We start from the raw sequence: 25,652 nt of genomic DNA on the forward strand, positions 1-25,652 counted from the left end.
GTTCTTAATCATCACTTAATTTGCCTCATCTATTGTTTAGTTTTCATCACTCAAATTTAACTAATTTATGGCTAAACGATTACCTAAGTTTGCAGTTGCACCACAAGCTTATGAGGATTATCAATACAAGACGGACACTGTAAATTTACTCAAGCAACTTAAAGCTGAGGCGCTTGCCGGAAGTGCTGTTGCTGCTTATCGTCTGGCAAAAGTATATCCACAACATTCTGAGCCATTTGCAAAATGGATGAAAAGAGCAATTGATCAAGGATTGACAAACGCGATGCTTGACATGGCCAGAGTGCTGGCAAAAAAAGGGTCTGTTACTCATTCTCAAAAGGCTGCCAGCTACTTGGTGCGTATTTTGCGTTCGAACGATAGTTATATCAAATCATTGGCTGAAGAGTTTCTGAAAGACAATCAACTAGTGTCAAAAGAAGTTTCACGGCAAATGAACAAAATTTCTGGATTGCCCTTGGCAGGTTTTTTCGCTCAGGATAAAAAACCTGCTGATGTTAATCAGTCGCCTACTCTTGTAAAGGACCCAACACTCTCATCAGGATTTGTAGTGGTATTCTGATCACTAGGTCCTTTTGCAAGCCTATCTTGGGGACGTCGCCGCCGCTGTTCGCCACCTGATACTTTTTCTAATTCATTTGTGTTGAGTTTTTTGGAAGCTTTCTCTTTTTTCATCATTTATCTCCATTCAATGGTAGTAATTTCAGTATAGGTTAAAAATTCAACAAGATTAAATAAGAAGCAGGTGGCTCATGTCCGTCTGTTAAGAATTTAAAATTTCAGGAACAAGTTTTATGGATAAATTGCTTCTAGTGAAAAATCTTGTACTCTTGTTAAAGCGATAATGCCTTTTATTGCTTAAAATGGTTGCTAATTCGTTAGCGCTTTCTTAATGTGATTTATCCTGGGGGTATACACATGCCGTTTCCGACTATCAATGAAATTAATCTCCCTTCTGCCCCGCTAAAAGTAAAACTTGAAGATCTCTCTCCAGAGGGAAGGTTATTAACCAAGCAGCAAACGGTTAAAACCATTAGTCAAATAGAAAGTATTAAAGATACAGTGCAGCAGACACTGAAAAAAGCGCCTTTCGCTAAAAGATTTAAAAAAAATGAGTTGAATATTCCTTACGATATCCTTGCTTTTGAGGACAATTATTATGCGGTCTATTATGGAGTCAAACGAAATGCTGATTTAGGCATAGGAGGATTTGGCTATGTGAAATTGGTACAAAATATTAAAACTGGCGACTGGGCTGTTTTAAAATTAACTGTTCCAGATAAAAAAAACACTGAATATCTTATTTTGCAACAAGTTGAGTTGGCGTTAGGTTATCTCGAGCGGCATATTTCTAAAAATAATTCATTCATTGAGCTTCAAAAAAAACAACACGCGGCGAATGGTGGCATTAGCTGGTGGGTACCTGAGCAGGCAAACCTGTTGATGCAGCTTGCTGAAGGGGTATCATTGGCGGATTTATACAAAGATAATTATTTTATATCCGCGAATCAATGGATTGAAATCATTTTGCAGGTTCTTAAAACTTATAAAACGATTAAAGACAAAGGCATTGTTCATAAGGATCTCAAACTAGAAAATATTTTTTATTGTTTTGCTACGAATAAAGCCACAATTATTGATTTTGGTGCTTCCAGGAAAAAACAATCGTTTCTAAGGCATGACAAAGAAAAATTTATTTATTCCAAAGGTTACACTGCCCCTGAGATAGAAAGTAAAAAAGAATACAGTGAAGCATCCGATATATATGCACTGGGTGCGACTTTTTTTTACTTGTTACATTTAACCGAGCCTACCCGCTCTGTAATTAAAGATCTTACGCTTTATACCAAACTTTATTCTTATTGTTCTTCTTGTATGGTGAATAAAAATTCCAAGGCCCGTCCTACCACTGAAGAAGCAATTCTATTTTTTGCAACAATTCAACGGTCACTTTCTAATTTACTCCCAAAACCCTTTAGGAAAATTGGTCTCTTTTCGGTTAATGAGTATTTCCGCTATTTAAACGAAGCAAGAACGTTAGAGAATGAAAATTCAATGAGGGGGAGCTTTGATTTAGCAGCAAAGGATGAGCAACAAACTGTGCAACCTGCATTAGGTTCTTATTTCCTCCATCTATTAACCACTACCTTCAGGCGCTTTTATTCCTTTCACCCTAATCCTGAGAACTTGCCAAGGGTTGAAAAGTCAATAGAAAACTTGAGCATGGAAGCCCAGCAAAAGCCAGAGCGAAAAAGATACGATCATTCTTTTATAACTGCTTTACAATTATTTGATGAAGTGTGGCTAATTGATGCTGCCAAGAGACCTACAAAAGAATATATTCAACTGCGACGGGAACTAGAAAAACAACGAATTACAGTAGGACAACGTTGCTTTTTATCAGAGAGCGACGAGTTGCCTCAGGTCATACCTGCAATTTTAACTCAACTCAATACAGAGAAGACGGCCAAGCATCAAAAATATTTCTGCCTAACCGTACAAGCTGATATTCAATTGCCATCCGAAATATGCCTTGTTACATTACAATCCGAACGGGATGAAAAGTATTATCAACAAATTATTGAAGCTTATACAGCACTTGATATTCAAGAGGAGTATCAAAGGATAAAGACTTCTTTATCGACACTAGCGAGCCAATACGAGATTGCAAAAAATTGGATAGAAGATTTTGACAGACGTTTTGCAGAAGGAAAACTGTCTTTAGATTACTTCAAAGGCAGGTTAAAACAACTCAAAAAAGAAATAGCTACACTTGAAAAGAACAGTGCCTCATTAGAGGCGCCAGGTCATTCTCATTTCGCCTTTTTCGCAAAACTATCCAAGCACAAATCCCCATCGACACAAGTAATTAAACAAATTGATTTAGAACTTGATGAATGGGTAAGTTCTTATCAAATGTAATAACTTGGGCAGTCAACATCCCGTGATTTTTACGGTAATCAATATAACAGCGACTCAGTTGAAATTATCGACAAGAACGGTTGAGTTTTATCTTAAACAAGCCAAAGAGCGATGTTTTTGTGGTAATCTTGAGGCATTACAACGCATGGTGAATGAACAATTGTTGCTATAAAATTAAAGATAAGGCGACGGTGGTTCATATTGAATTTTTGTATGTTTTTCTTGCCAGCTCTTAAACAATTGGTTATCTGGCCCATTAAGAAATAAATTCCAGGAAACTAATTTGATGGCTAGTTGTTCTGCAGCTTTTTTTTTGGAAGAGTGATGTTTGGACAAATAGGCAGAAGCAAGTTCCTGCAATTTTTCAAAAAATACTTTTTTACTCTTGAAGGTATCTAGTCCTTCATCTCGAGCCTTACTGTTTAATATTAGGTATTCTTTATATAAGGTTGAATTGCTGAGACTTTCATCTGTAAATAATCTCTGAATCTTGTCCAGTGATTCAGAAAGGGCGTCTTCAAGAGTACCCACCTTACCGGTTGCCGTTATAAAGAAACTCCCTACTTCAACTTTGATAGCTTCAATCTGGGCAAGGTTAATGGTTCGCAGTGATTTGAGCTGGTTTTTATTAATATAATTTATACATTTATTAATTCCATTAAAAAGTAAACGCTTATCTCGCTCTGAATTACTATGACTGGGATCACAAGCCACATAAATTTTTAGATGACTTGTTTCTGTCAATTGATTTAAAAAATAAAATAACATGCTAACGTAGTCGTTATTGTTATCTAAGGCTTCACCAATGTTTATATCGTCTAAATAATGTTCGCTGAGAGAATGATATAATTCAATTTTGGCATTTTTCTCGTCTTGATAATATAAACCCACCCCCACGCATGCCGTGAGATTAGTAGTCCATAGATAGGGTTCCTCATAGCTTCTTTGGGAAAAATTGCGTTCCGAACTGTAAGAAATGTAATTTATTTTATTATCAAAAATATTAAATTCATTACTGTTTGTGGCTTTGGATTTCTTTTTTAGAAAAAACACAAGAAGCTCCGATAGCAAGAAATAGTAATATTATAGGTAAAACAAGTGGAATACGCGAAATTAGCTCTCTGTTAACCACAGTAGAATACCTGATAATGACTCTTCTATGCCTCAAAAAAAGTCAAGATAATGTCCTGTATGGTCATAGTGTCTTGAAAGCCTAGTTTAATCAATTCGCGAGTAAATTCTTTTTCAAACAAAAGAAAGCTTAGTAAGTCGCCTGAGTGGCGTTTAGCGCCAAGAAAATTAAGCAGGAGGCGTAAAAATAGGGGAATGCCGTTGTAATGAGATTGGGCAATGGTGGCTATATCTACACTTGGCCTTAAGTGAAGAATTTCCACTGTGCGCCAGGGGGATTGGGCTCTTTTTTCCGCGGGTAACAAGCGAGTCATATTATTCATGTGATTAATCATCTCAATATCACGATCAAGGTTATCTAAAAACAGCCCATTAATCATGCCTCCTAAAACACGTGAGAAGTCAATGTCGCCGTTCTTTATTTTTTCTGGCTCCCCCTTTTTTAATTGGCGATTTCCTATCACTAAAATTTTATCCGCTTGACAATGGATGGCACCACGTAGAGGCGCCTCCAAGCCTAGATGGCCATCTCCGTAATGAAAACCATTTATTTTTGAAGGAGGAAAGAACAAAGGTAATGCGGTAGACGCCAAAAAATACTCCATTTCCAAATTAACGCGTTGGCTAATATGAAGGGGAAAGTTCCAATCCTCAAAATCTTCGGTGTAATGTTGATAAAAAGAGATGGTTTTTTGCGTTTCATAGCAATTGCTGATGATTTCAATGGTTTCTAAATGCTGATTCCTAATGGCAGCTTCTACATGCTTAAAATTAATGTTAGTGCTGAGGTATCCGCGCAAGGGAGATGTATCAAGAATATGTCCTAACAAACGTTGCTTAAAAAAGAACGTTGCCACATTACGCAGGTAGGTTTTACTGAATGCATAATAGCTGGTCTTAAAAATTTGTCGGCAAGTAATTTCACCCCATAATTCACTTAGTTTGTTGGTGGCTGCTGAAAAATCAAGCGCATTTTCAGCTAATACGGCAGTATTAATACTGCCAACACTGGCCCCAGTCAGCATGGTAAAAGGGATTTTTTTAAAATTTAGAATGGTGCTGATTGCCTGGAGAACCCCAGCCTGATAAGCTCCTCGGGCTCCGCCTCCGGCCAAATAAAGCGCTATTTTGGTCATGTTTCACTATTTTTAAGGAGAGGGTAAAAATATAGTCCGGTTAAGAATCGCTGGCAAGTAACAGCTTGTCTTAAGACCCATTGAAAGCAGCAATACTATCAAGATGACGCCGCTTAGAACTTATGAAAGAATATAGCATTTACAAGTGTAATTTTTGACTCAATGAAAAGAGTATTCAAATTAATTCCCATAGAATTTTTACAGCCCGGCCGTTATCAACCTAGGAAATCCTTTGAAGAAAGCTCATTACAAGAATTAGCCGATTCAATTGCATCACAAGGGCTCATTGAGCCTTTGGTTGTTCGCGAACTGACAAAAGACCATTTTGAAATTATTGCCGGGGAACGCCGATGGCGTGCTGCTATGTTGGCTGAGTTGGCAGAGCTTCCCTGTCTAATTGGGGAGTACACGGATGAACAAGCTGCGGCTGTGACACTGATTGAAAATATCCAACGGCAAAATTTAAATTTAATTGAAGAAGCTGAAGGATATCGCCGGTTACTGGAGGAATTTCATTTTCAACAAGATGAAATTGCTGCCTTAGTAGGAAAATCGCGGAGTCATATTGCCAATATTTTACGTTTATTAACATTATGTCCTGTTATTCAAGAACAAGTCAAATCAGGTCTGCTTTCAATGGGACATGCAAAAATGCTTGTAGGTTTGTCGGGTGAGCAGCAACGTTTGTTAGCGCAGCAAATTCTAGACAATGGATGGTCAGTACGCTATCTGGAAAAAAAAGTTAAAGCAATAAAGGAAGGAGAGGTATTGCGTAATCCTCAACGCGATCGAGATATCGAGCGTTTGGAAGCCAAACTAGCAGAGCAAATAGGGGCTCCTGTACAAATTGTAGCTAATGAAGGTTGCGGTGGATGGCTACAAGTAAAATTTTTTGATAATGATACGCTGGCGGGACTTCTGGAGCGCATGGGCTTGCGCTATGATTAGTATCTATTATTAAACGCAATTGAGGGAAACTAAATTGATAAAAAGGATGTTGTCAGGTACATTGCTAACCTTGGTAGCGGCATCTTCTTCCTATGCCAATCTTCAAAGCGGTGCAGATAAATTAATCAATCAAGTCTCTCCCTCACTGAATATAGGGGTAGAGGTGGTTGATTTAACAACCGGTGCTACACTTTATCGCCGAAACCCAAGTCGTACTTTTGTTCCTGCCAGTAATATGAAATTATTTTCTGATGCGGCGGCACTAATGGTATTAGGCCCGGATTACCGCTTTAGAAATCAGTTAAGCACGAATGCTTCGCAATTAAAACAAGGCCTCCTAAAAGGGTCACTTTATTTACATCTTTCAGGTGATCCTTCCTTTAATCATGAGCGGCTTGCAATGCTTATTGCTGGTTTAAAGAATTGGCATATCAATCGAATTCAAGGCAATGTCTACATCGATAGTAGTCATGCTTTTATCAATCCTTATCCTCCAGGGTGGATGGCTGAAGATTTAGTGTATAGCTATGGCGCTCCCATTGCACCCTTAATGATTGACAGTAATCGTTTGACAGTGACGGTCAATCCTGCTGCCAAGGCTGAGGAACCAGCTATCGTTGAAACCAGTGATGCCAGCCATAGTCTCGTTATTGATAATCAAGTGAAGACTAAACCCAAGGGCAGTCGTTGTGGTGTTGGTTTTACCATGGATCAGCAAAATCATATCACCGTGAATGGCTGTGTTGCAGTAGGACAATGGGCAGTACAACAACAAATGGCGATTCGCAATCCTTTGCTTTTTGCTCAAGGTTTAATAAAACGTCAATTAGCTGAAGCAAATATCGTGTTGGAAGGCAGTGTGTTATTGGGTAAAGCGCCTGCAGGTTCATTATTAATTGCAGCAGAAACGTCTAAGCCAATTTCACAATTGATGGCTGATACGTTGAAACCATCTGATAATCTTTATGCAGATAGTCTATTCTTGCATGCTGCAGAGAAATTGCATGGTTCACCGGTTAATTGGGCAGATGCGCAAGCCCTTGTTAAAAAGTTCATTCAGCAACAAACAGGCATTGAACTAGGCAATGCCGTTTTGACGGATGGCTCAGGGTTGTCGCGTCATGATCTACTAACACCTCGACAAACAGTTTCTTTATTGCGCTTTCTGCATAATAAATTTCCATTGTCTTATGAATATATTGCCGCGCTACCTGTTTCTGGCCGTGACGGAACCTTACAAAAACGCTTTAAAGGCCCAGAGCAACAAGATTTAGTGCGTGCTAAAACAGGTACTATGAAAGGTATCGTCAGTCTTTCTGGATACCTTTATACGGCCAATGCACATACATTGGCGTTTGCAATCTTTATTAACCATGTGCCAGGTACAAAGTCTTCCGTTGCAGGGAAATATCGCTATGTGGTTGACGCCTTATGTACCTATTTCCTCCAACAAAAACCCGGTAACAATACCTGGGCCAAGGTATTTTCACCTCATGGTCGTTTAAAGTTTCAACAAAACCCTACTCAGGCTGAAGTCCAACGAGGAAGACAAGCTCGTTGGCGTCAATTAGAGACGGTTGTCAAAGAGGCGCTAAAAGGACAATTGGTAACCGTCATTTATCGCGGGAATGAGCTGGTATTGAGAGATAATCAACCCGATGCAAGCCGTGTATTAAATGCACTCAAAAACTTAAGAAACAAGTATTCTTTTGCCGTAGCCTTGTCATCAAAAGTAATTCCGGCAGGTGTGGGCGTTAAACCATTGGTGTTATGGATGGAAAAAACAGATCTTGATAAAACACAAAGAATATGGACCATACGAGAAGCTGTCAGTTAATCAGAGAGTTGTGGTAATTCCTTGTGAATGCCGCAACTGATGTTAATCCTGATTCCTTAAATGCTACTTTCTGTTCAATAATAAAATTGCACTGATGATCACTCCCAGATTGGGCAGTGCATAGCTTGGTGTGAATGTAACAATAGTGTAAATTATTTTAATCAAAGTGCTCAAATCATACTCTCTTAAGCTAAGTTCTATACTTTATAAACTTAACAGCTTAATTGGGTAACTCATGATATCTCTACTTTCAGACTTACGAACCTATGTCACTAACAAAGGAAACTCTGCTGAAGATATCATGAAAAAAAAATTTTTTAACGAGATTATTGTCTTACTCGAAACTGATCAACTTACGGTTTCCTCCCTGACACTGAAGTTAGCCCGTCTAACGGATAAACAACTACAAGCCCTTTTCTGGTTAGGACGAAAAAAAGATAGATCACCTGGTTCTCAGGCTGCTAAATGGATTGGCAAGCTGTATGAACACCTTGGAGTATCAGAGGACGATTTTTCTATAGCCAACATGGTGGCAAAGGGGATTTCTGAGGAAGATCAAAGAAAATTAGCTGGATCGCTTTATCGTCAATGGCAAAATCATCCTGTTTCAAACCTTGAAAGACAACATATCGAGCATGAGTTTAAAGCACTATTGGGTATGGATTATCCTAAGCTTTCTCTGGCACAGGGTGTCTTAAAATGTTATGAAGAGGATGAGGAATTAACCGATCTGCAGAGTAAATTGCTAAGATTGTGGAATTATGCTCCTGGATATCTCTCTTCATTCCTGCATGAACTCTGTTCAGGTTTCGTTCTGCAAGGAAGTGCTAAAAGCAAGAGGTTTACTCAAACAATGGTTGAGCTTGTGCAAGATAAACCAGAGTTAGAGGATAGTGTAATCCATGCACATCCTCAATTGGCGGCCGCACTCATTGAAGAATACCCTGAAAAATTTTTTACTCTTCCTCTTGCCATGCAAAGGCAGGTTCAAGCCCATTTAGATGAGCCTATTCTTAAGAAAATAAAGAGAGCGATTGATGGAGTTTCTCTTTTTCGTGATCGCGAGCCCGAACAAAAAATTGCCTTATTCGCTTTGCTGCAAGATCCCGCTTTGCGTATCCATGTTCTCAGTGAACATGCTGAAAATCATCGCTTATACAGTGAGCTTGAAACGACAATTTGTAAGAATTTGGAAGGTAGTAAAGAGACTTTGATTGCTTTTCATCAGGCAGACCCTGCTGTTAAAGCAATCAAAACCTACTTGTCAGAAAAACCCAATGCTTATAAAAGCAATTTCTTTCGTAATCTAATGACGGATATTAACCGCAATGGCTTGACTGTACAGATACTGAATAAACATATGCAAAGCGTAAACAAGGATGCATTGTTTGCCAAATGGAGTGGTAAGCATAATTCGCGAGCGGCGAATTTAATGCTTAATTTATATAAATTAGCCAATATGACGAGTCGGGATGAAGACATTGCGTTTATCCGACAAAACTTGCTCAACTCGCAAGAAGATGAACTTAATAAGGGTATAGATAGTGTGTATCCTGACGAAGGAGAAATTTTCTTTGACAGACGCAAAGAAAATTATTTTGAAACAAGAATTAAGCCAAGTCTGAGCCAAAAAGTTACTCAAATCCTCCAACACCCTGAGCAAGCTATGAATTCGCTAGTGGGACATCAAATTGGCAAAGTCATTCATGCTTATCAGTCCATGGCTCAATTTTCCCAGAGAAAAGTAGCTAAGCAACAGCAAAAGGCTGAAGCAGTTTATCAGAATTATTTAATGACCAAAGCGTTAGAAGTAGCGCAGCAAACCGAAGTGGGAAAACTCATTTTTGATCCTCAGGGGCATGTTATTCTTGCAGTTAGCTTGAATGATGCAGATTATGCTGAGATTTATCAATTAATCACGGGTGAAGAAGGTACTAAAGACAATTTAATTAGACTTCTTGGTAGCGAAGTTACCCCTGTTACTTGGTGTAATATTGATATTGCGCAAGTTCCTTCACTGAAGAATAAGTTTAAAGCCAGAATTGATAATTCCCATCAGATGGACAATCTTCTAGACAGCTTCTTTGCTTCTTCTCGACGCTCCAGTGTCATTGCGCTGCAGGAAGAGCTCATGATGCATGTGTCCTTAAGTCTACGTGCCCTGGAGAAAACAGCGAAGATTGCTTTGCTTACCGAGGAAAAACGTGATGAGCTAATGCAGGCCATTAATACCATGGCGTTAGAGCAATTTGCCACTGTTTTAAGAGCATCAGCAACTGGTGTTACGATCGATTACGCGGAATTAAATAAAAAATTAGACGAAGCGCGGGTTGAGCTAGCCGAAAAATCACGTGAGTTATTAGTTGATAAAATTATGGCGGGACGAAATCAGCAGTCCATTGCAGAGTTAAGTGCGTTACTGATCGAAAAATTGGATAAGCATTCATTTACCAGCACAACGGCAACAGGTTGGGATTATTTCAGAACAGATGTTGATAATGAAAATTCTATCCTCATCAGTGCTACCAATGAAACGGCGCATGATAAGCACTACGGTGATGACAAATTGGCTATCCGCGTGATTACCCGTTGTCATTATGATCCAACGAATCAGACTGTGAGAGAACATGATAATCCCACGATTGAGGCACGTGTGCCCTCAATGGCTATTAAATCAGGATCGCATAAAAAAGCAGTAGAGGATATTCGCGGCAAGCTTGGATATGCTCATCAATTATTAACTGCTAAAAATACCACCTACGGGGGGCCTGTAATTTATAATCTGCTAACATCTCTGCATACTAAAGCCTATGACAACAGTTTTTTTGAATCAGCCAATAAACAACGAGCCAGTGCGGCCCGCATTTTAAAAGGTTCTCATTTATACAATTTGGCTCAATTGAATAAAGGGAAGGTCAAGGCATTAATCTATGTGCAAAATATACCTGTTAATCAACATACCAAGGAATTGAATTACAATTCTTTAGATGGGGCTACCTGCGAAGCGGCATTAATGACTGATTTAGCGCTATTGGCGACGCTAACTTATCATGCAGCGGTGTTTTCGCCGACAATGGGAGAGAGTATCACCTCTGCTTATCAGTTCGCCCATGCTTCCTACTTATCCTTTTTGCCTCAAGCAGGTGATGGTCATCATTACTTTAAAGACTCGCAACCCGGTAAAGACACCATGAATTTTTTGCTTGAGCAGAAAAAGGGATGGAAAAATGCTGTACCCATAGTGCCTGCGGCCGATCTCCATGCTCTGGCTGCTCAAACCTTATTTAAGATGATGGCCCATGATGAGCATCAACGTAAACAGTTTGGTATGCTTGCACAAGCCCTTTCTGTATTTATTGAGCCAGCCTCTCTAGCTGGTTGTAAAAGTGCTAATGAACGAGAACAGGCAGTAGCAGGCCGTGTAGGACTTTTAAGAAGCATTGATTCTATAAGCCCCACAAGATTGCCTGCTGACAAGAAAGCAGTCATTGAAGCCTTAACTGATTATGTGTCTGGAAATGCCACTCTTGCTACTGTCCAGGAAAAATTGGACATAGCCTACAACAAGTATAATTTACAGGGAGCCGTTGCCGCAGTGAGCATGGAAGATCAAGGAGCTTCCTCTAAAGTGCAGGCAACAAAGAATAAAAATAATCCAGGGGTCATCCGCGAAGTTAATACGAATTATGCTGAATCAGGCTATTTAGACTGCTTATCGCAAAAATATAGTGAATTAATGCAAGCACATAATAAGAAAACTAATTTACCTGAAACGTTCAAACAGTTACTTACTGCTAAAGCAATGCCCCAGGTTAGATTGGGGTACGCGTTAAGCCGTTAATTAAAGATCACGCCCATCAAGATTCCATGAAAGCAATCTTGATGTTGCGAGCTAAGCTGCTTTTAGTAATATTCCACGGTTGTGGTTGTTACATCAACCGGTTCAGTGTCTACAATATTTACTGAATCATAGGCAACAGGCGTAGTTACTATCGGAGTTGTAACGACACTGCCACAGCAACTGGGTGTGGTAACCACAGCTGTAGTCGCTGTTGGACAACATCTTCTTGGTGCAACGACTGTTTTGCAGCAGCGATTGGTATAAACAGGGGTAGAAACAACGCGAGTTGTAACAACAGGAGTCACACTGACTTTCCGGTATTCAACAACGTCAGTATTGGTGAAACCACAAGCTGTCAAAATGACTGACATCGGTACTAATGCTATCCATTTCATAATTTACCTCAAGTCTAGCTCTGGTAGCTAAATTGTAGAATATTTGAACAACATTTGCCAGTATGAAGCAGCTACACTGCATCACATGAGCTGCTAATAATCTTGAGGTGTTTTTTCATTCATGTAATAAAGAAACGTCAGTAATTGAGCGACAGCAAGGTATAGATTTCGCGGAATTTCCTTGTTTAATTCCACTTGAGCAAGAAGTTCAGTTAATGGCGTGTTTTGTTGCAAGGGAATGTTATGTTCTTTGGCTAATTTAATTATATGTTCTGCAAGGAATCCTTCGCCTTTTGCCGTCACTTTAGGAGCTGATTTGCCATCATAATGCAAGGCTACGGCCTTGGTTTTATCTTTACTCATATGTTCATGTCCAACAAATGGAGATGACTCATATCTATTGCTTCAGTCAGTAAACCTACATCGACATTCCATAAGGTAAGGGTTAATCCCAACGACTCCAGTAAATTAGCGAAAGTTTGCTGTTGCTCCGTTAAATAAGCCACGGTTTCTTTTTTATCTGCATTAATTTGCACCTCAAGGGCAGTGTCTTGTAATTTTACTTTGGCTTGTATATCCCCAAGATGACTAAGATGAATGGCAAAACTCATAGACCAGCTTGATTTACCTGCTTGTAATGCTTGCTGTTGACGGTGCTCTTCAATTTTCAAAGGGATGAGTTCCAGGCCTGATAGCGTATGGAGAGGTAATTCGAGTAGCAAACGATAAGGTTCATTTTGGGAGTGAAGCAAATGCAGTAGCTGATTGGTTTCAACACGGGCCAATGTTTGCATAGTGTGATCGCGTAACAGTGTTAAAATATGTTCCACAGGTTCACCTGTAAAAGAAATTGCTGCTGAATTTCGCGGTGGTTGTAGCACATTACTGAGTAAAGGAAAGCTCTCTGGTTCATTAAATCTCGCTTTTGCAGAGGAAATATGGGGCTGCTCATTAAGTAATCCGCTCAATTTAATGCACTGACCTTTAAAATCTCGTGTTAAAAATTCTTTAGAGTCTGTTTTACGCCAATGGACCAAGGTATTTTCCCAAAATAATCCGCTATAACCTATGGCTTGAGCTAATTGCTGTGGCAGTTGAGCCACAGGAGAAAAAGTGGTCAGTAAATGTTGAATTTGTTGCCTAATCATGGGCGGTAGATTAGAAACAGTACTAAGTCCACTTAAGCTCGCTAATAAATAAGCAGGTGAGCTCTGTTTGGGCAAGGTTTGCATGAGCGCCTTGTGCAGCAGGTTTAATTCTGGTGGATTACGTAAGATTTGTAGAACGGTTTCCCCCTCGGTTTGTACTACTTTTACCTGCAGTAATTCGTCTGGATTAATATGGTGCGAGGTGCGAGCATTAATATTTTGTCCATTTATATTAATTAACACTTGATTTTCACTTAAAGCTTTGACAACCACTGTTTTTAATATTTGACCTACGTAAAGCTCAGTGGAGGGTTTAGTCAGCTTCAACTCCTGCATAGGCTCAAGCCTCACCGGCATATTATTTGGCATATCAATAGCCATATCACTTCCTTTGCATTAATTTGCTTGTCATGTATTGGGGCATTTCACTATACTGATGCCCACTGTATCGGCAAAGCTAGCAATTACTTGATAGTTGTCGACAGATGTGGGTTCAGGTCATAGCAAGAAAGGTCTTATGATGGCCTATTCGAGCTTCAAAGTTAAAGTGACTGGAAAGGATATCACCCCCGATATGGGGAGACCAAAATGCGCACTCACCAGTTAATGAATCTGATGAGAGTGATACTAAGACAGGGTGTTAAGATGCTAGATAGAGCCAGCGTAGTCGATGAACAATTCATTAGTCGGGTAAAAAAAGCTGATTTTCCAGCCATTCGTACTGCAACCATGCCTATCGATGTGGGGATGGATAAAAAAACCGCCATTGAATTATTCGATTCACAAATTAAATCCCGTTTATTGGACCTCATTGCTCGTCAATTAAAAGAAAAGGGATTGTCTTATTACACTATTGGTAGCAGTGGTCATGAAGGGAATGCAGTATTTGGAAAGATTTTTAGAGCTAGCGATATGGCTTTTTTGCATTATCGAAGTGGCGCCTTTTACTTACAGCGTGCAAAACAGCTTTCCAGTGTTGACGGGGTAAGCGATATTTTATTATCTTTGGTGGCTGCTGCCGATGAACCTATCGCAGGAGGACGTCATAAAGTTTTTGGGAGTGTGCCTTTAACCATTCCACCTCAAACGTCAACAATCGCTTCTCATTTACCAAAAGCACTAGGTGCTGCATTATCCATTACCCGAGCTAAAGAATTGGCAATTAATAGTAAATTGCCAGTTGATGCAGTAATTTTATGTTCTTTTGGCGATGCTTCAATTAACCATGCCAGTGCGCAGACAACCCTCAATGCCTGTTCCTGGATTGCAACACAACCCTATCCCTTGCCTTTAGTTCTAATTTGTGAAGACAACGGCATTGGAATTTCAGTGCCAACTCCGCAAAACTGGATAGCATCCTCAGTGAAAGAGCGACCAGGGTGGCATTATATTAGTTGTGATGGCTTGAACATTGCTGATACTTATGAGAAAGCTCAACAAGCAGAATATGTAGCCAGAATAAAAAAACAACCTGTTTTTTTACACATGAAATGTGTGCGTTTATTGGGACATGCCGGTTCTGACATTGAGTCACAATACAATACTCAAGCAGAAATTGAACAGCGGGAAGCGAATGACCCCTTGTTATATACGGCTGCGATTCTACATCGTGAAGGATGGATGAGCTTAAAAGCTATCGTGGATTTATATCAGGATAATCGTGCCCTCATTGAAGCAAAAGCCACAGAAGCTATTCGCCTCCCTAAAATGAGTAGCGCTAATGAAGTAATGTCTTCCATACTGCCAAAAGGACGCAATAAACGTGCTTATTTGCCTCCTGATGAAGCAAGACGCCAGCAAGTGTTTGGTAATAGCTACAATCAGCTCAGTATGAAGCGTAATCTTTCTCAACATATAAATTTCGCCTTAACAGACTTAATGATGCAATACCCCAACATGCTAATATTTGGGGAAGATGTAGGCAAAAAGGGGGGCGTGTATCGTGTGACTGCGGATTTACAGTCGCGATTTGGTCAGAGAAGGGTCTTTGACTCACTCCTTGATGAAACAACCATCCTTGGAACTGCCATTGGCTTGGCTCATAATGGATTTTTACCCGTTCCAGAAATTCAATTCCTGGCTTATTTGCATAATGCTGAGGATCAATTGCGCGGTGAAGCATCCACGTTATCCTTTTTTTCTAACGGTCAATACCAAAATCCCATGGTGATACGGATTGCTTCCTTGGCTTATCAAAAAGGGTTTGGCGGACACTTCCACAATGATAATTCCATTGCAGTGCTTCGTGACTTGCCGGGGGTGTTGGTTGCCTGTCCTTCTAATGGGCCTGATGCTGCAATGATGCTTCGCACTTGCATGAAACTGGCACATCAGGAAGGTCGCGTTATTGTCTTCTTGGAACCTATTGCATTGTACATGACGAAAGATTTACATGAGACAGGGGATAATGGCTGGCTTTTTGAATATCCATCGCTTGATAAAACCATTGAAGCTGGTGAAGTTGGTATATATGGTGAAGGCGAGACAGTTATTTTAAGTTATGCCAATGGCTATTATTTATCACGGCAGGCAGCCAAAGTTTTAAAAGAAGAACATGGCATGGATGTGAAGCTTGTGGATTTGCGTTGGCTAAGCCCTTTACCTACAGAGGCTATAATTCGCGAAGTAGCAAAGGCAAAGCGCGTTTTAATTGTGGATGAGGGGCGTCGAAGTGGTTCAGTGAGTGAAGGGTTAATGACCCTATTAATGGAACACGCACCAAACCGTCTAAAAATTAAACGAATTACTGGTGAGGATTGTTTTATTCCATTGGGAACTGCCTGGCAGTATTTATTACCTGGCCGAGATTCAATTATTGCTGCCATTTTGGCATTGCATTCAATGAAAAGGGAGAAGGAAGGTGGACGATTTGTTATTTCTTGACGAGCAATTGCACGATGATGAACGGATGATTCGCGATAGCGTTTCGCGTTTTGTAAGCCAAGATGTTGTACCTTTAATGGCTGAGGCTTTTGAATGCGCCGAATTTCCTCGCCAATTGATCAAAAAATCAGCGGATTTGGGACTGTTAGGTTTAACCTTACCGGCTGAATATGGTGGAGCGGAAGCCTCTTATGTCGCCTATGGTTTGGTATGTCAGGAGCTGGAGCGGGGCGATAGCGGTTTGCGTAGTTTTGTTTCTGTGCAAAGTTCTCTTTGTATGTATCCCATCTTCCGTTATGGCAATGAAGAACAAAGAAAACGTTTTTTACCGGCAATGGCGGCTGGTGAAAGGATTGGTTGCTTCGGCTTAACTGAACCCGATTCAGGTTCAGATCCCGCCAGCATGCGCACCAATGCCAAAAAGGTAAACGGCGGTTGGCGGTTGAATGGCACTAAAATGTGGATTACTAACGCTCCTATCGCTGATATTGCCATTGTGTGGGCTAAAACTGAAGCTGGTATTCGTGGTTTTATTGTGGAGAAAGATTTTAAAGGATTTAGTTGTCCGGAAATTAAGCAAAAAATGTCCCTCCGTGCCTCAATTACTGGGGAATTGGTATTGGAAGATGTATTTGTTCCTGATGAAAATTTATTGCCTGCCAGTGATAAGGGGCTGGGTGCTGCATTAAGCTGTTTAAGCCAGGCTCGTTATGGGATTGCTTGGGGAGCAATGGGGGCTGCCATGGCTTGTTTTGACATTGCGCGTGATTATTTACTTGAACGCAAACAATTTGACAAACCCTTGGCCTCTTTTCAATTAATTCAAAAAGATTTAGCTACAATGTATACGGAAATTCTCAAAGCGCAATGCCTTAACCTGCAGATTGGGCGCTTAAAAGATCAGCAACGTGAAACACCTGTCATGATTTCTCTTGCCAAAGGCAATGCTTGTCGAGAAGCGTTAAGGATTGCTCGCATGTGTCGCAATTTATTAGGTGGTAACGGTATTAGCCTTGAGTACCATATAATTCGTCACATGCTAAATCTGGAATCAGTCTTTACTTACGAAGGTACTGATAATATTCATACTCTTGTGTTAGGCCGCCATATAACCGGGATTAATGCCTTCGGTTAAACTAAAACAGTTAGAAGTCTTAAAGGTAAAAGCAGTTTCATCTAGCTATAATTAATTTAGAGCAACGACGATGAGATGAAGAAAATGAGTGAGCAAGAGAAAGAAACTGTGGATACCTTAATTCAACCTGAATCGGATTTTTCCGATGAATTGGAATTGGAAGGTTCTTCCAATGAATTTAACCAGAACCAATTCCAGGGTGGGGATGAAGTTGATTTGTTAGATGATGGTGTTCCTGGCTACGAAACCACAGGGGAAGATGGTGAGGATGATGAGATTGCGCAGGAGACTCACCCATCACCTCATCCCTGATAGATCTTAGTTATTTTGTTAGGGTTAATGGGGAAATTCCTCTGCTATTGAACCAAGCATAACCAAGCAACCAAGGGGTCAGATCTTGCTTTTCAACCAAGGGGTCAGATCTTGCTTTTTGCTTTCCCTAAAATGATCCCCAACTGCTTCGATAGGCAAAAAGCAAGGGCTGCCCCGTAGCTTCTTTTTCCTTTCGAAATTATCTGACTATTGTTTATTTTACAAAAGGGAATTTAAATTGAAACTAGACCGTTTGTTTAAGTTGTTACCTTGTTTTATTAAAAATTCTTCCGCTGTAGCTCTACCTTCCTCTTTTAACATGCTAATAAACGCCCACTCTCCATTTAGCTTGGAAGAATAATCCAATTCTACCATTTTATTACTGGCGATCCGATGAATACGCATTTTCGCCCATCGCGCACCTTCACCTTTAACAGAATTAACGACTTGTCTTAAGACAGCAATCATGCGTAATTCTTTCATTAAAGAGGCATTAAATGCAACTTCGTTAAGACGATTAAGAATTTCCTGGGCAGTTTTTGGCGTACCAACTCGTTCCACAGGATTTATTTGGATTAAAATGGTATCACTTGATAGACATTCTTTGACAAGCGGTGTAATTGTAGGATTTCCGGTGTATCCTCCATCCCAATATGCTTCTCCATCAATCTCAATTGCCTGAAACAAAGTAGGCAAACAAGCAGAAGCGAGTAAAACTTCCGGTGTAATTTCACTATTTTTAAATACCCTTCCTTGTCCTGTTCTCACATTAGTAGCTGTGATGAAAAGTTTAATGGGAGTACTTGTAAGTCTTTCAAAGTCAATACTTTGCATAAGAATAGATTGTAGTGGATTAAGTGCAGCAGGGTTTAAATCGTAGGGAGAGAAAACACGTGATATTAAATCAAATCCTATAAATAAAGGGGAATTATCTAACGTCCAACTGCCTGTTAAGATATCCCAAAAACTGCGGCGGAAAATGCTAAACGTTGATGCTTCGGCGATTCGTTGCCAAAAAGCATCTAATGCTGCTCTCGCTCCCCCTGAACCATTATTAAGATAGCCACTGGCTAAAACAGCCGCATTCATGGAGCCAGCCGATGTGCCAGAAATTCCTTCAATTTGAAGTTTCGGTTCTTCAAGTAGTCTATCCAGAACACCCCATGTGTAGGCACCATGGGCCCCACCCCCTTGAAGCGCTAAGTCGATAAGTACAGGCTTTTTATGGGTAAGGAGACTTTTTGTCAATTTTGGCATATGAACTCTGTATCCTTGAGTACCTGTATAATAACCATATTAGCATAGGCGTTATTTGAGAGTTGACTTTAACTGGACTATATTTTAAGAAGGCTTACTATACTGGATGTCAATATCATGAGTAAAAAGAACCGCTCTCAAAATAAATTATCCTCTGAAGAATTAAGCAAGGTTCCAGGAGGTAATCACAAAGACTCAAAAAATGATTTGAAACGTATTATAGAGGAAATGAAACCCTTTCCCGATTTAAGTGAAGAAGATTTAATCAAACTCACGCAGCGATGAAATAATTTTACACATTGATAATGTTCAAGCATTTTACCTCAGTGTTGTTCACATAAGGAAACTAGCAGATAATTGAGTTATATTATTTTAATATCCAAGGAGAGAGAAAATGAGCTATATCGATGGATTTGTGCTTCCCATCCCTAAAGATAAAATTAATGAATATCGCAGTATGGCAGAAGCTGCTGGTAAAATATGGATGGAACATGGTGCACTTGCTTTCAGAGAGTGCATTGCAGAAGACACACAAGCCCATGACATGATCTCTTTTCCTGAGCTTGCTAAAGTCAAAAATGGGGAGACAGTCGTTTTCTCTTACATTGTTTTCAAATCCAAAGAGCATCGAGATACAGTTAACAAAAAAGTAATGGCAGATCCTCGCATTCAACAAAGCTGTGAAAAATATGGCAGTCTGTTTGACTGTAAGCGCATGGCTTATGGGGGCTTTGACGTTTTGGTAGATCTATAATCGAAATTTTCGCCATTCCATATCAGCATATGGGCTTATGCACGAGCCAAGGGGTCACACGAGCCAAGGGGTCAGATCTTGTTTTTTGCTTTCTCTAAAATGACCCAACTGCTTCGATAGGCAAAAGGCAAGATCTGACCCTGTAGCTATGTGCTGTAGCTACTCTGTAGCTGTGCTGCCGTAGCTTGTGCTAAAGAGAAAATTAAGAAATATTTTCGGAGGTAGGATCCCCGAGAACCGAAGACTTTGAATTTAAGTTTACAAATAACTATGCAGCAAAGGTTACCGTCTTTTCTTCTTTTATGCCTGAACAGAAAGGATTAACATACTCGACCTTATTTTCTTTATTAATTGTAATTAAACTCTGAATTCGCTCGACTTGAAAGGATAAAAAACCTATCCGTATCTGAGCATTAGAAGGCGTAGCTTGTAATTGGGAATACTCGGCAGCACTTAGGAAAATCCTATAACAGGAGAGTCGCTTACGCCCCAATCGTGATGACTCACATTGTTCTAATAATTCTATGGAAGAATAGAACTTACGTGCCACATTAGGTTGCATTACCAAACTCCAGGTTCTTATATTATTATGATCTCTAATTTGTTCAACGATTGGGATAAAAAGACAATAAGGATAGTCTGTATCAACCTGTTTTACTTGCTTGTCCTGTTTAAAAAACATCAATACCTCCCTACGAATGATTGAAAATTTAATAATATGTTAATTTTTATAACATATCATCATTGATAATGACACCAACAACTTCATGATTATGACTACTGCAATTGACAATCTTCTCAGAAAATGGGAGCTAATCAAATCTAATAAAAAAAGTAATGGCTTTTTTAAAAATGCAAAAAATTTTGTAGAAATCAATAAATTCATCGAGCAATTACAATTAAGTAATCTCATGACTATTGATGAAATCATAAAGGCTTTACAAAAAATAGAAAATATTTCGATTGCTCAAAAGGGAACTATTTTTCCTTTTAACGAGTGGTTAGATAACAATCGCTATCGCGTCTTACGAGATTTACATGTTCCATCTTCTGGAAAATTAACCGAATTTTCTTTATCTGCAAATTCAGGTCTGTGTCGTTTTTTTATAAATATGCATGGCTTGTTATTAGGCCATTATGAATTGGCAAAACTTCACACGGAAGGCCAGCTACCAGTAAGTAAAATAGAGTACACAGATGATCAGCTTAAAGAAACACAAGTGTTTATGGATTTAGAAATTACAACTCAACAAGATAAATTGCCTGATGGAAATGCAATTAAGGATTTTAGGCGTAAAGGAGTGACAATTTATGGCGCCACAATTTATCCCCAGTCAAACTCCTTAGAGAGGGACCCCGCAATTGAACAAGCGTTAGAAAGCTTTGCTGGCGGAAGTGTTGAGAATCCAAAATCCAAAGCTGGAAAAATCTTTAATTTTAGTGGGCAATTTCTTGAGGCAATTTGTTTGCAAGAGTTTTCAAACTCTATTGTTTTAAAAGCCAATGAGAACGTACGATTAGAGCGGGGTTCTGTTAAAGGACATATCAATTGGTCTAAGCTAAATGGTGAGCCTTATGCTACTGTTCAAGTTAAAATTTTTAGCTGTACTTATTGTGATGATAACGGGCAGCAATTCTTAACAATGAGTAGTGATGGTTGTTCTCTTTACTCTTTATCTCATGAGTGGGATCTGGAGAAGACCCTTGCCCAAAATCAATTAGAAGTAACCGGTAAAACGGACGGGAATATTGTTCCTCTATGCGAGTTTAACTTAAAAATCAAAATGGTGACTAATGATTTTGGCCATTATCTAAGAGTTGATGAGTGTCGCGTGCATATCAACACGGATGAGCTAGTCTCAACGAAAGATATTAAATGGGAAAATGCGATTACGTTGAATGTTTAAGAGAACGCTGTTATGTATTCGAATAAGAGATGAGTTGATAGATGAATTAATGAATAGAGCGAGAAAGAGATAATCTCGATAAACGACGAACAAATAGAGTAAAATCCCAAACACCTCATTGAGGAAAGTCCGGCAGTGATTTGGATTGCAGCGTCTTTAGGTTACCAGTTTATTATTTATCCAGGAGAGCAAATTCAATCCTTTTTGTAAAAAGTGGTCATCACCACGCATCACCACGGGGTCAGATCTTGCTTTTTGCTTTTTCTAAAATACCCCCAAACTGCTCCGATAGACAAAAGGCAAGATCTGACCCTGTAGCTCGCTGCGATAGACAAAAGGCAAGATCTGACCCTGTAGCTCGCTGCGATAGACAAAAGGCAAGATCTGACCCTGTAGCTCGCTGGACCCTGTAGCTCGCTGTGACCCTGTAGCTCGCTGCTGTAGCTCGCTGCTGTAGCTCGTAAATAGTGCTAGGTGGAGTAGTTCAATTTGATTGGACAGTTCCCGATAAAGCAAATCATCTTAATGAAGATTAAACCCCAAAAATACAAGTTTTGAGGTTTAAGTAACCGTTGCAAAACCCAGGTTATTGTGAAGACTCAATCAATTTGGCAAGTGATATGACTTTATCCTTCGTTGAAGGTTGGTAGGAGGTTGCAGCGCAAGTTAGTTCCCTGCTATAGGTGTTGTCATACCAATTTATTTGATAGGTAAAACCAGTTTGTTCATTTCCCTTAACCAATACAATTGTAGGTTTCCCAGCAATGTCCTCGCTAACCAGCTCTTTAATTAATTCGACTCCACCGTGTGCAAGTTTCATGTTATGTTCTTTAAACTCGCATGTGCCAACATCCTTTTTTTGGAAAAATTGTATAGCACCATCCCAACCGTCTCCATCATCCCCATATTTAGTTTGTTTATAGGCGCCATAGGGAGCAAATCCTATTGTTTTATCTGTGACAGAAGCAGGTACACCAACAAAGGTGTAGGCCATTTTTAGTTCAGCAATAGTATGGCGGATGTGTGTACTGGAAGGTGATAATTCATTTTTATATTTCTCATACTGAAAATCAGCGGTTTTGCTAAACTCCAAAAGCTCTTTTGCTCTAGGTGAGGGGGCATTTACAAATCCATTTTTTTCTTGCTCTTTATGCATAGACAGATATTGCTTTATTCTAGTGGCATAAAACTCATCATTCGCTTGAGATTTTAGTGTTTTAGCATCAATGATTCTCACTTCACCATCAAGCATCTCAATACCCATTTTTTTTAAGTAGGCTTTGTTTTGCTCTCTAATTTGCTCTTGAGAGAGGGGCGGTGCAGAAAAAGCATACCCAGCATAAACTCCTAATACTAAAATAGGAAATTTTTTCATCCTAAGCATTTGTTTTATCCTTATTAATTATAATCCCACCAACCATCATAGATACTACAATCGTCAACATAAGTTGATTCAAAAGGAAATCGACCGCCGCCATCATCGATAAGGAAATGATGCCCTGAAACAGACCAGTTTTTATTACAAAGAGGCCCTTCACCCCAATGAACAGCCGCTTAACGCCAAGTGTAAGCATATTCTGTATCAATATGGTGGGTTGCTCTTCTTTTATTATCGTTATGAATACTGATAACTCACCAGTCGTAGGAGTGGCCAAGCCACCAAGTGATTGACTCATTGTTAACGCAATTTGCACGACTATGTGCTGTTGTTGCGTTGATACCTGCATGTGCTGTTACCGTTGCCGATAACAAGGCGCAAGCAGTAATTTTTCCTAAATTCCTCATGTAAAACTTACTCCTTATAATTTCCCTGTAAACTCTCCTTGTTATTTAATGCTCCTTTAAATTTCGCAATTGAGCCAAAGTCAATTTTATCACAGACTCAGATCTAATTTCGTTTATTTTATGCGCTGTCAAGAATTTATCATTAAAAATAGTAGTTGATTTGAGGAGCATGCGTATGAATACTGTAGCCAGTAGCACCCCCTGCGGATTCTTTTAAACCTGGCCCTGTAGTGTACGGTGTAAATTCAAAGTTTAATTATAATATATTGCGCTTAGGGATCAATTATAGAGTTTAAATTTCATCTCGAATTATTTTTATAAAACGAATCTATTAATACAATATGGATTCATTTTAGGGAAGTATTTTTCAGAATAAATGGGTTTCTCTAATAATACAGTAATCATTATCCACAATATGGTAGTGAAGAGTTGTTCATCATTTTAAACTGTTTGTCTAAATAGGAGTACAGATTTATAAATTTTTATTATTTTATAGTGTATTTAGGTTTTTCTTTGCCCTTGTCCTGGTGGCATTGCTGATCATTACGCCGTAAGCCTGGATTAAAAATTCCATATTATCTCTTATTTTTTTTCTATGATACTATCTCTCATCTTTTTAGATTTTTAGAAAAGATGGCAAATGTATCGCTATAAAAATACAATGTCCATCATTACTTTAACAGGATGAAATTTTAGCCAAGGAGGAATTAATTTAATATTTAATAATTTGGTGCAATCATGTCTTTTTATGTCAATGAAAAAACAAAAGTTATTCTTAAATTTCGTGCAGGAAAACTTTATCAAAATACTCTTAACACTACGGGTATAAAGGAGCTTGAGCGGAATGTTCCTGGACAGACTCTTTCCCTGACTTATACCAAGGATGGCAAGATAATTCGCTTGCCAGAACATCAAGATCCAAGACCTGAGTCTGCAGAAAAAATTTGTTGGTTTGGCGCTTTTAAGTATAAATACTATGGTCCTTTTTTTCAGGGAAAGCAGCGCAAAATTGAAAAAATTGTTTCTGATTATCATAAAATTTGTAAACGTTTAGAAAGGATTAAATTTGAAGAAAATGCCATTCTTGACTGGTTTAATGAGCAATTAGAACAGAATGAAATTTCTGAGACGGCTGCAAGTATGTCAATTGACAAAATTTTTGCTGCCTTCCTATTGAAGAATTATTCGTTCAAGTCTGATACTATACCGGCGCTTCTTCAAGAATTCCTGGAATGCCACACAGAAAGTGATTTTACTTATTTTATTTTAAATCGTCAGGATAAAGCTATTTTTGAAGCTGCAGTGAATGTCAGTAGACAACTTAATTTCAATGTTGAGGAAGTCGTTAATAGAGAACTTAAAGAAAAAAATAGCAATATAAATCCGCAGGAAATGTCAATCAGTGAGTTAGCTTCCTATTATGAGCGCGCAGTGATTCACCATATTTGGCAGTTTCATTATGCTTCTTCTTGTTGGCATCCAGCAAAAGGGCTAGAGCCTTTACTCGAAGAATTCAGAAGGTATGAAAATCATTTTCTTGCAGAAATTGATTATAATTTAATTAAACAATTTACTACAAATCCAGTGCTTGAATTTTCTTCTTTTGATGAAGAAGGATATCTTGTTTATGATGTTGTGCTTGCAGAGAAAGAAGACGCTGGTGAAGATACCCATATAATCAAAGTCATTGGTGTGGATTTAGATAACGGTGGCTATGTTTATTTCCTGGATCCTAATGATGCAAGTAGTCCAGGGAAACCGCGCATAGCCCATCGCATTTCTAAAGATTTATTCTATCATATTCTACTGGATATCCATGGCGTTAGTGTTGCAAAATCAATGTCTGATACCGCATTTCCGGTAGTTCTTTATCGCGCAAAAAACGATATTGATGAGGACATCATTGCTTCTCCTAAACGTCTGCCCAAAAGGCAGCATAGTCCAATTCTTGAGTCAAAAAATATTTTGCATACACAGGAAGCAGACGATACTAAACCGACAAATAGTCCTAGGTTATTCCGACTCAGGAAACATATAAAAACCGATGCAGAATTGCGATGTCCTCAGAACAGTGATGAATTTGGACTTAAATCGCAGGTGTAGATTGACATTATTCAAGCACTTAAAATATCGGAGTTTGTCGGCAGGAGAGCAACTCTGCTAAAAATTATTTTTTAGATATTGTTTTTCTCCTCACAGGAATAGGGCTTAAGTGAGAGAATTTTTGTTTTGCTCCCTTTTAT

General features: G+C 39.1%; 22 protein-coding genes. 13 read left to right on the forward strand and 9 right to left on the reverse strand.

Annotated features, from left to right (window positions below; all coding sequences use genetic code 11):
• The first annotated feature begins 67 nt into the window (after nucleotides 1-67).
• The 3 genes from clem_RS01985 (at nucleotide 68) to clem_RS14720 (ending at nucleotide 3,112) form a co-directional block, all read left to right on the forward strand.
• The gene (locus clem_RS01985) at nucleotides 68-580 is read left to right on the forward strand and encodes a hypothetical protein (RefSeq protein ID WP_094090082.1); all 513 of its coding nucleotides are present in this window, start codon (nucleotides 68-70) and stop codon (nucleotides 578-580) included.
• 356 nt (nucleotides 581-936) lie between these two features.
• Nucleotides 937-2,940: a protein kinase family protein gene (locus tag clem_RS01990; RefSeq protein ID WP_094090083.1), complete on the forward strand. Its 2,004-nt coding sequence runs from the start codon at nucleotides 937-939 to the stop codon at nucleotides 2,938-2,940.
• Nucleotides 2,941-2,944: 4 nt separating this feature from the next.
• Complete coding sequence (locus tag clem_RS14720) at nucleotides 2,945-3,112, forward strand: hypothetical protein (RefSeq protein ID WP_157698150.1); 168 nt, start codon at nucleotides 2,945-2,947, stop codon at nucleotides 3,110-3,112.
• 2 nt (nucleotides 3,113-3,114) lie between these two features.
• Here the strand turns inward: clem_RS14720 and clem_RS01995 are convergent, their stop codons facing one another.
• On the reverse strand, nucleotides 3,115-3,993 hold the full coding sequence (locus clem_RS01995) for a hypothetical protein (protein ID WP_094090084.1): 879 nt from the start codon (nucleotides 3,991-3,993) through the stop codon (nucleotides 3,115-3,117).
• A 104-nt stretch (nucleotides 3,994-4,097) separates the two neighbouring features.
• The gene (locus tag clem_RS02000) at nucleotides 4,098-5,207 is read right to left on the reverse strand and encodes a patatin-like phospholipase family protein (RefSeq protein WP_094090085.1); all 1,110 of its coding nucleotides are present in this window, start codon (nucleotides 5,205-5,207) and stop codon (nucleotides 4,098-4,100) included.
• Between the two features lie 162 nt (nucleotides 5,208-5,369).
• Here clem_RS02000 and clem_RS02005 point away from each other — a divergent pair, with 162 nt between their 5' ends.
• From clem_RS02005 to clem_RS02015, 3 genes are all read left to right on the forward strand, one after another.
• A complete protein-coding gene (locus clem_RS02005) occupies nucleotides 5,370-6,155 on the forward strand; it encodes a ParB/RepB/Spo0J family partition protein (protein ID WP_094090086.1) in 786 nt (261 codons plus the stop codon).
• A 37-nt stretch (nucleotides 6,156-6,192) separates the two neighbouring features.
• Nucleotides 6,193-7,992 carry a D-alanyl-D-alanine carboxypeptidase/D-alanyl-D-alanine endopeptidase gene (gene dacB, locus clem_RS02010; protein WP_094092240.1) on the forward strand — a complete coding sequence of 600 codons (1,800 nt, stop codon included), beginning with the start codon at nucleotides 6,193-6,195 and terminating at the stop codon, nucleotides 7,990-7,992.
• A gap of 235 nt (nucleotides 7,993-8,227) precedes the next feature.
• A complete protein-coding gene (locus clem_RS02015) occupies nucleotides 8,228-11,833 on the forward strand; it encodes a hypothetical protein (RefSeq protein WP_232505525.1) in 3,606 nt (1,201 codons plus the stop codon).
• A gap of 62 nt (nucleotides 11,834-11,895) precedes the next feature.
• Here the strand turns inward: clem_RS02015 and clem_RS14725 are convergent, their stop codons facing one another.
• The 3 genes from clem_RS14725 to fliK form a co-directional block, all read right to left on the reverse strand.
• Complete coding sequence (locus tag clem_RS14725; RefSeq protein WP_157698151.1) at nucleotides 11,896-12,228, reverse strand: hypothetical protein; 333 nt, start codon at nucleotides 12,226-12,228, stop codon at nucleotides 11,896-11,898.
• 93 nt (nucleotides 12,229-12,321) lie between these two features.
• Nucleotides 12,322-12,591, reverse strand: a complete 270-nt coding sequence (locus clem_RS02020) for an EscU/YscU/HrcU family type III secretion system export apparatus switch protein (RefSeq protein ID WP_094090088.1) — start codon at nucleotides 12,589-12,591, stop codon at nucleotides 12,322-12,324.
• Nucleotides 12,588-13,757 carry a flagellar hook-length control protein FliK gene (fliK, locus tag clem_RS02025; RefSeq protein ID WP_094090089.1) on the reverse strand — a complete coding sequence of 390 codons (1,170 nt, stop codon included), beginning with the start codon at nucleotides 13,755-13,757 and terminating at the stop codon, nucleotides 12,588-12,590. Before fliK ends, clem_RS02020 begins: the two co-directional genes overlap by 4 nt.
• A gap of 264 nt (nucleotides 13,758-14,021) precedes the next feature.
• Here fliK and clem_RS02030 point away from each other — a divergent pair, with 264 nt between their 5' ends.
• The 3 genes from clem_RS02030 (at nucleotide 14,022) to clem_RS02040 (ending at nucleotide 17,706) form a co-directional block, all read left to right on the forward strand.
• Nucleotides 14,022-16,259, forward strand: coding sequence for a thiamine pyrophosphate-dependent enzyme (locus clem_RS02030; protein WP_094090090.1), 2,238 nt, complete (start codon nucleotides 14,022-14,024; stop codon nucleotides 16,257-16,259).
• Complete coding sequence (locus tag clem_RS02035; protein WP_094090091.1) at nucleotides 16,237-17,394, forward strand: acyl-CoA dehydrogenase family protein; 1,158 nt, start codon at nucleotides 16,237-16,239, stop codon at nucleotides 17,392-17,394. The genes clem_RS02030 and clem_RS02035 overlap by 23 nt, the downstream gene beginning before the upstream one ends.
• Before the next feature lie 84 nt (nucleotides 17,395-17,478).
• The gene (locus clem_RS02040; RefSeq protein ID WP_094090092.1) at nucleotides 17,479-17,706 is read left to right on the forward strand and encodes a hypothetical protein; all 228 of its coding nucleotides are present in this window, start codon (nucleotides 17,479-17,481) and stop codon (nucleotides 17,704-17,706) included.
• 219 nt (nucleotides 17,707-17,925) lie between these two features.
• Here the strand turns inward: clem_RS02040 and clem_RS02045 are convergent, their stop codons facing one another.
• Entirely contained in the window at nucleotides 17,926-18,963 is a 1,038-nt protein-coding gene (locus clem_RS02045; protein ID WP_094090093.1) for a patatin-like phospholipase family protein, read from the reverse strand.
• Between the two features lie 117 nt (nucleotides 18,964-19,080).
• On the opposite strand from clem_RS02045, the gene clem_RS14730 reads away from it, so the two are divergent.
• Together clem_RS14730 and clem_RS02050 are read left to right on the forward strand one after the other, a co-directional pair.
• Nucleotides 19,081-19,248 carry a hypothetical protein gene (locus clem_RS14730; protein ID WP_157698152.1) on the forward strand — a complete coding sequence of 56 codons (168 nt, stop codon included), beginning with the start codon at nucleotides 19,081-19,083 and terminating at the stop codon, nucleotides 19,246-19,248.
• Between the two features lie 109 nt (nucleotides 19,249-19,357).
• On the forward strand, nucleotides 19,358-19,717 hold the full coding sequence (locus tag clem_RS02050) for a DUF1428 domain-containing protein (RefSeq protein ID WP_094090094.1): 360 nt from the start codon (nucleotides 19,358-19,360) through the stop codon (nucleotides 19,715-19,717).
• 268 nt (nucleotides 19,718-19,985) lie between these two features.
• Here clem_RS02050 and clem_RS02055 read toward each other — a convergent pair whose 3' ends face one another.
• On the reverse strand, nucleotides 19,986-20,399 hold the full coding sequence (locus tag clem_RS02055) for a hypothetical protein (RefSeq protein WP_094090095.1): 414 nt from the start codon (nucleotides 20,397-20,399) through the stop codon (nucleotides 19,986-19,988).
• A 91-nt stretch (nucleotides 20,400-20,490) separates the two neighbouring features.
• On the opposite strand from clem_RS02055, the gene clem_RS02060 reads away from it, so the two are divergent.
• Nucleotides 20,491-21,624 (forward strand): hypothetical protein, encoded by a 1,134-nt coding sequence (locus clem_RS02060; RefSeq protein ID WP_094090096.1) that lies wholly within the window; start codon nucleotides 20,491-20,493, stop codon nucleotides 21,622-21,624.
• A 586-nt stretch (nucleotides 21,625-22,210) separates the two neighbouring features.
• On the opposite strand, the gene clem_RS02065 is transcribed toward clem_RS02060, so the two are convergent.
• Together clem_RS02065 and clem_RS15025 are read right to left on the reverse strand one after the other, a co-directional pair.
• Nucleotides 22,211-23,008 (reverse strand): hypothetical protein, encoded by a 798-nt coding sequence (locus clem_RS02065; RefSeq protein ID WP_094090097.1) that lies wholly within the window; start codon nucleotides 23,006-23,008, stop codon nucleotides 22,211-22,213.
• Between the two features lie 248 nt (nucleotides 23,009-23,256).
• Nucleotides 23,257-23,409: a hypothetical protein gene (locus clem_RS15025; protein WP_157698153.1), complete on the reverse strand. Its 153-nt coding sequence runs from the start codon at nucleotides 23,407-23,409 to the stop codon at nucleotides 23,257-23,259.
• 738 nt (nucleotides 23,410-24,147) lie between these two features.
• Here clem_RS15025 and clem_RS02075 point away from each other — a divergent pair.
• On the forward strand, nucleotides 24,148-25,512 hold the full coding sequence (locus tag clem_RS02075; protein ID WP_094090099.1) for a hypothetical protein: 1,365 nt from the start codon (nucleotides 24,148-24,150) through the stop codon (nucleotides 25,510-25,512).
• Nucleotides 25,513-25,652 lie beyond the last annotated feature (140 nt).

Source organism: Legionella clemsonensis (assembly GCF_002240035.1).
Lineage (GTDB): Bacteria > Pseudomonadota > Gammaproteobacteria > Legionellales > Legionellaceae > Tatlockia > Tatlockia clemsonensis.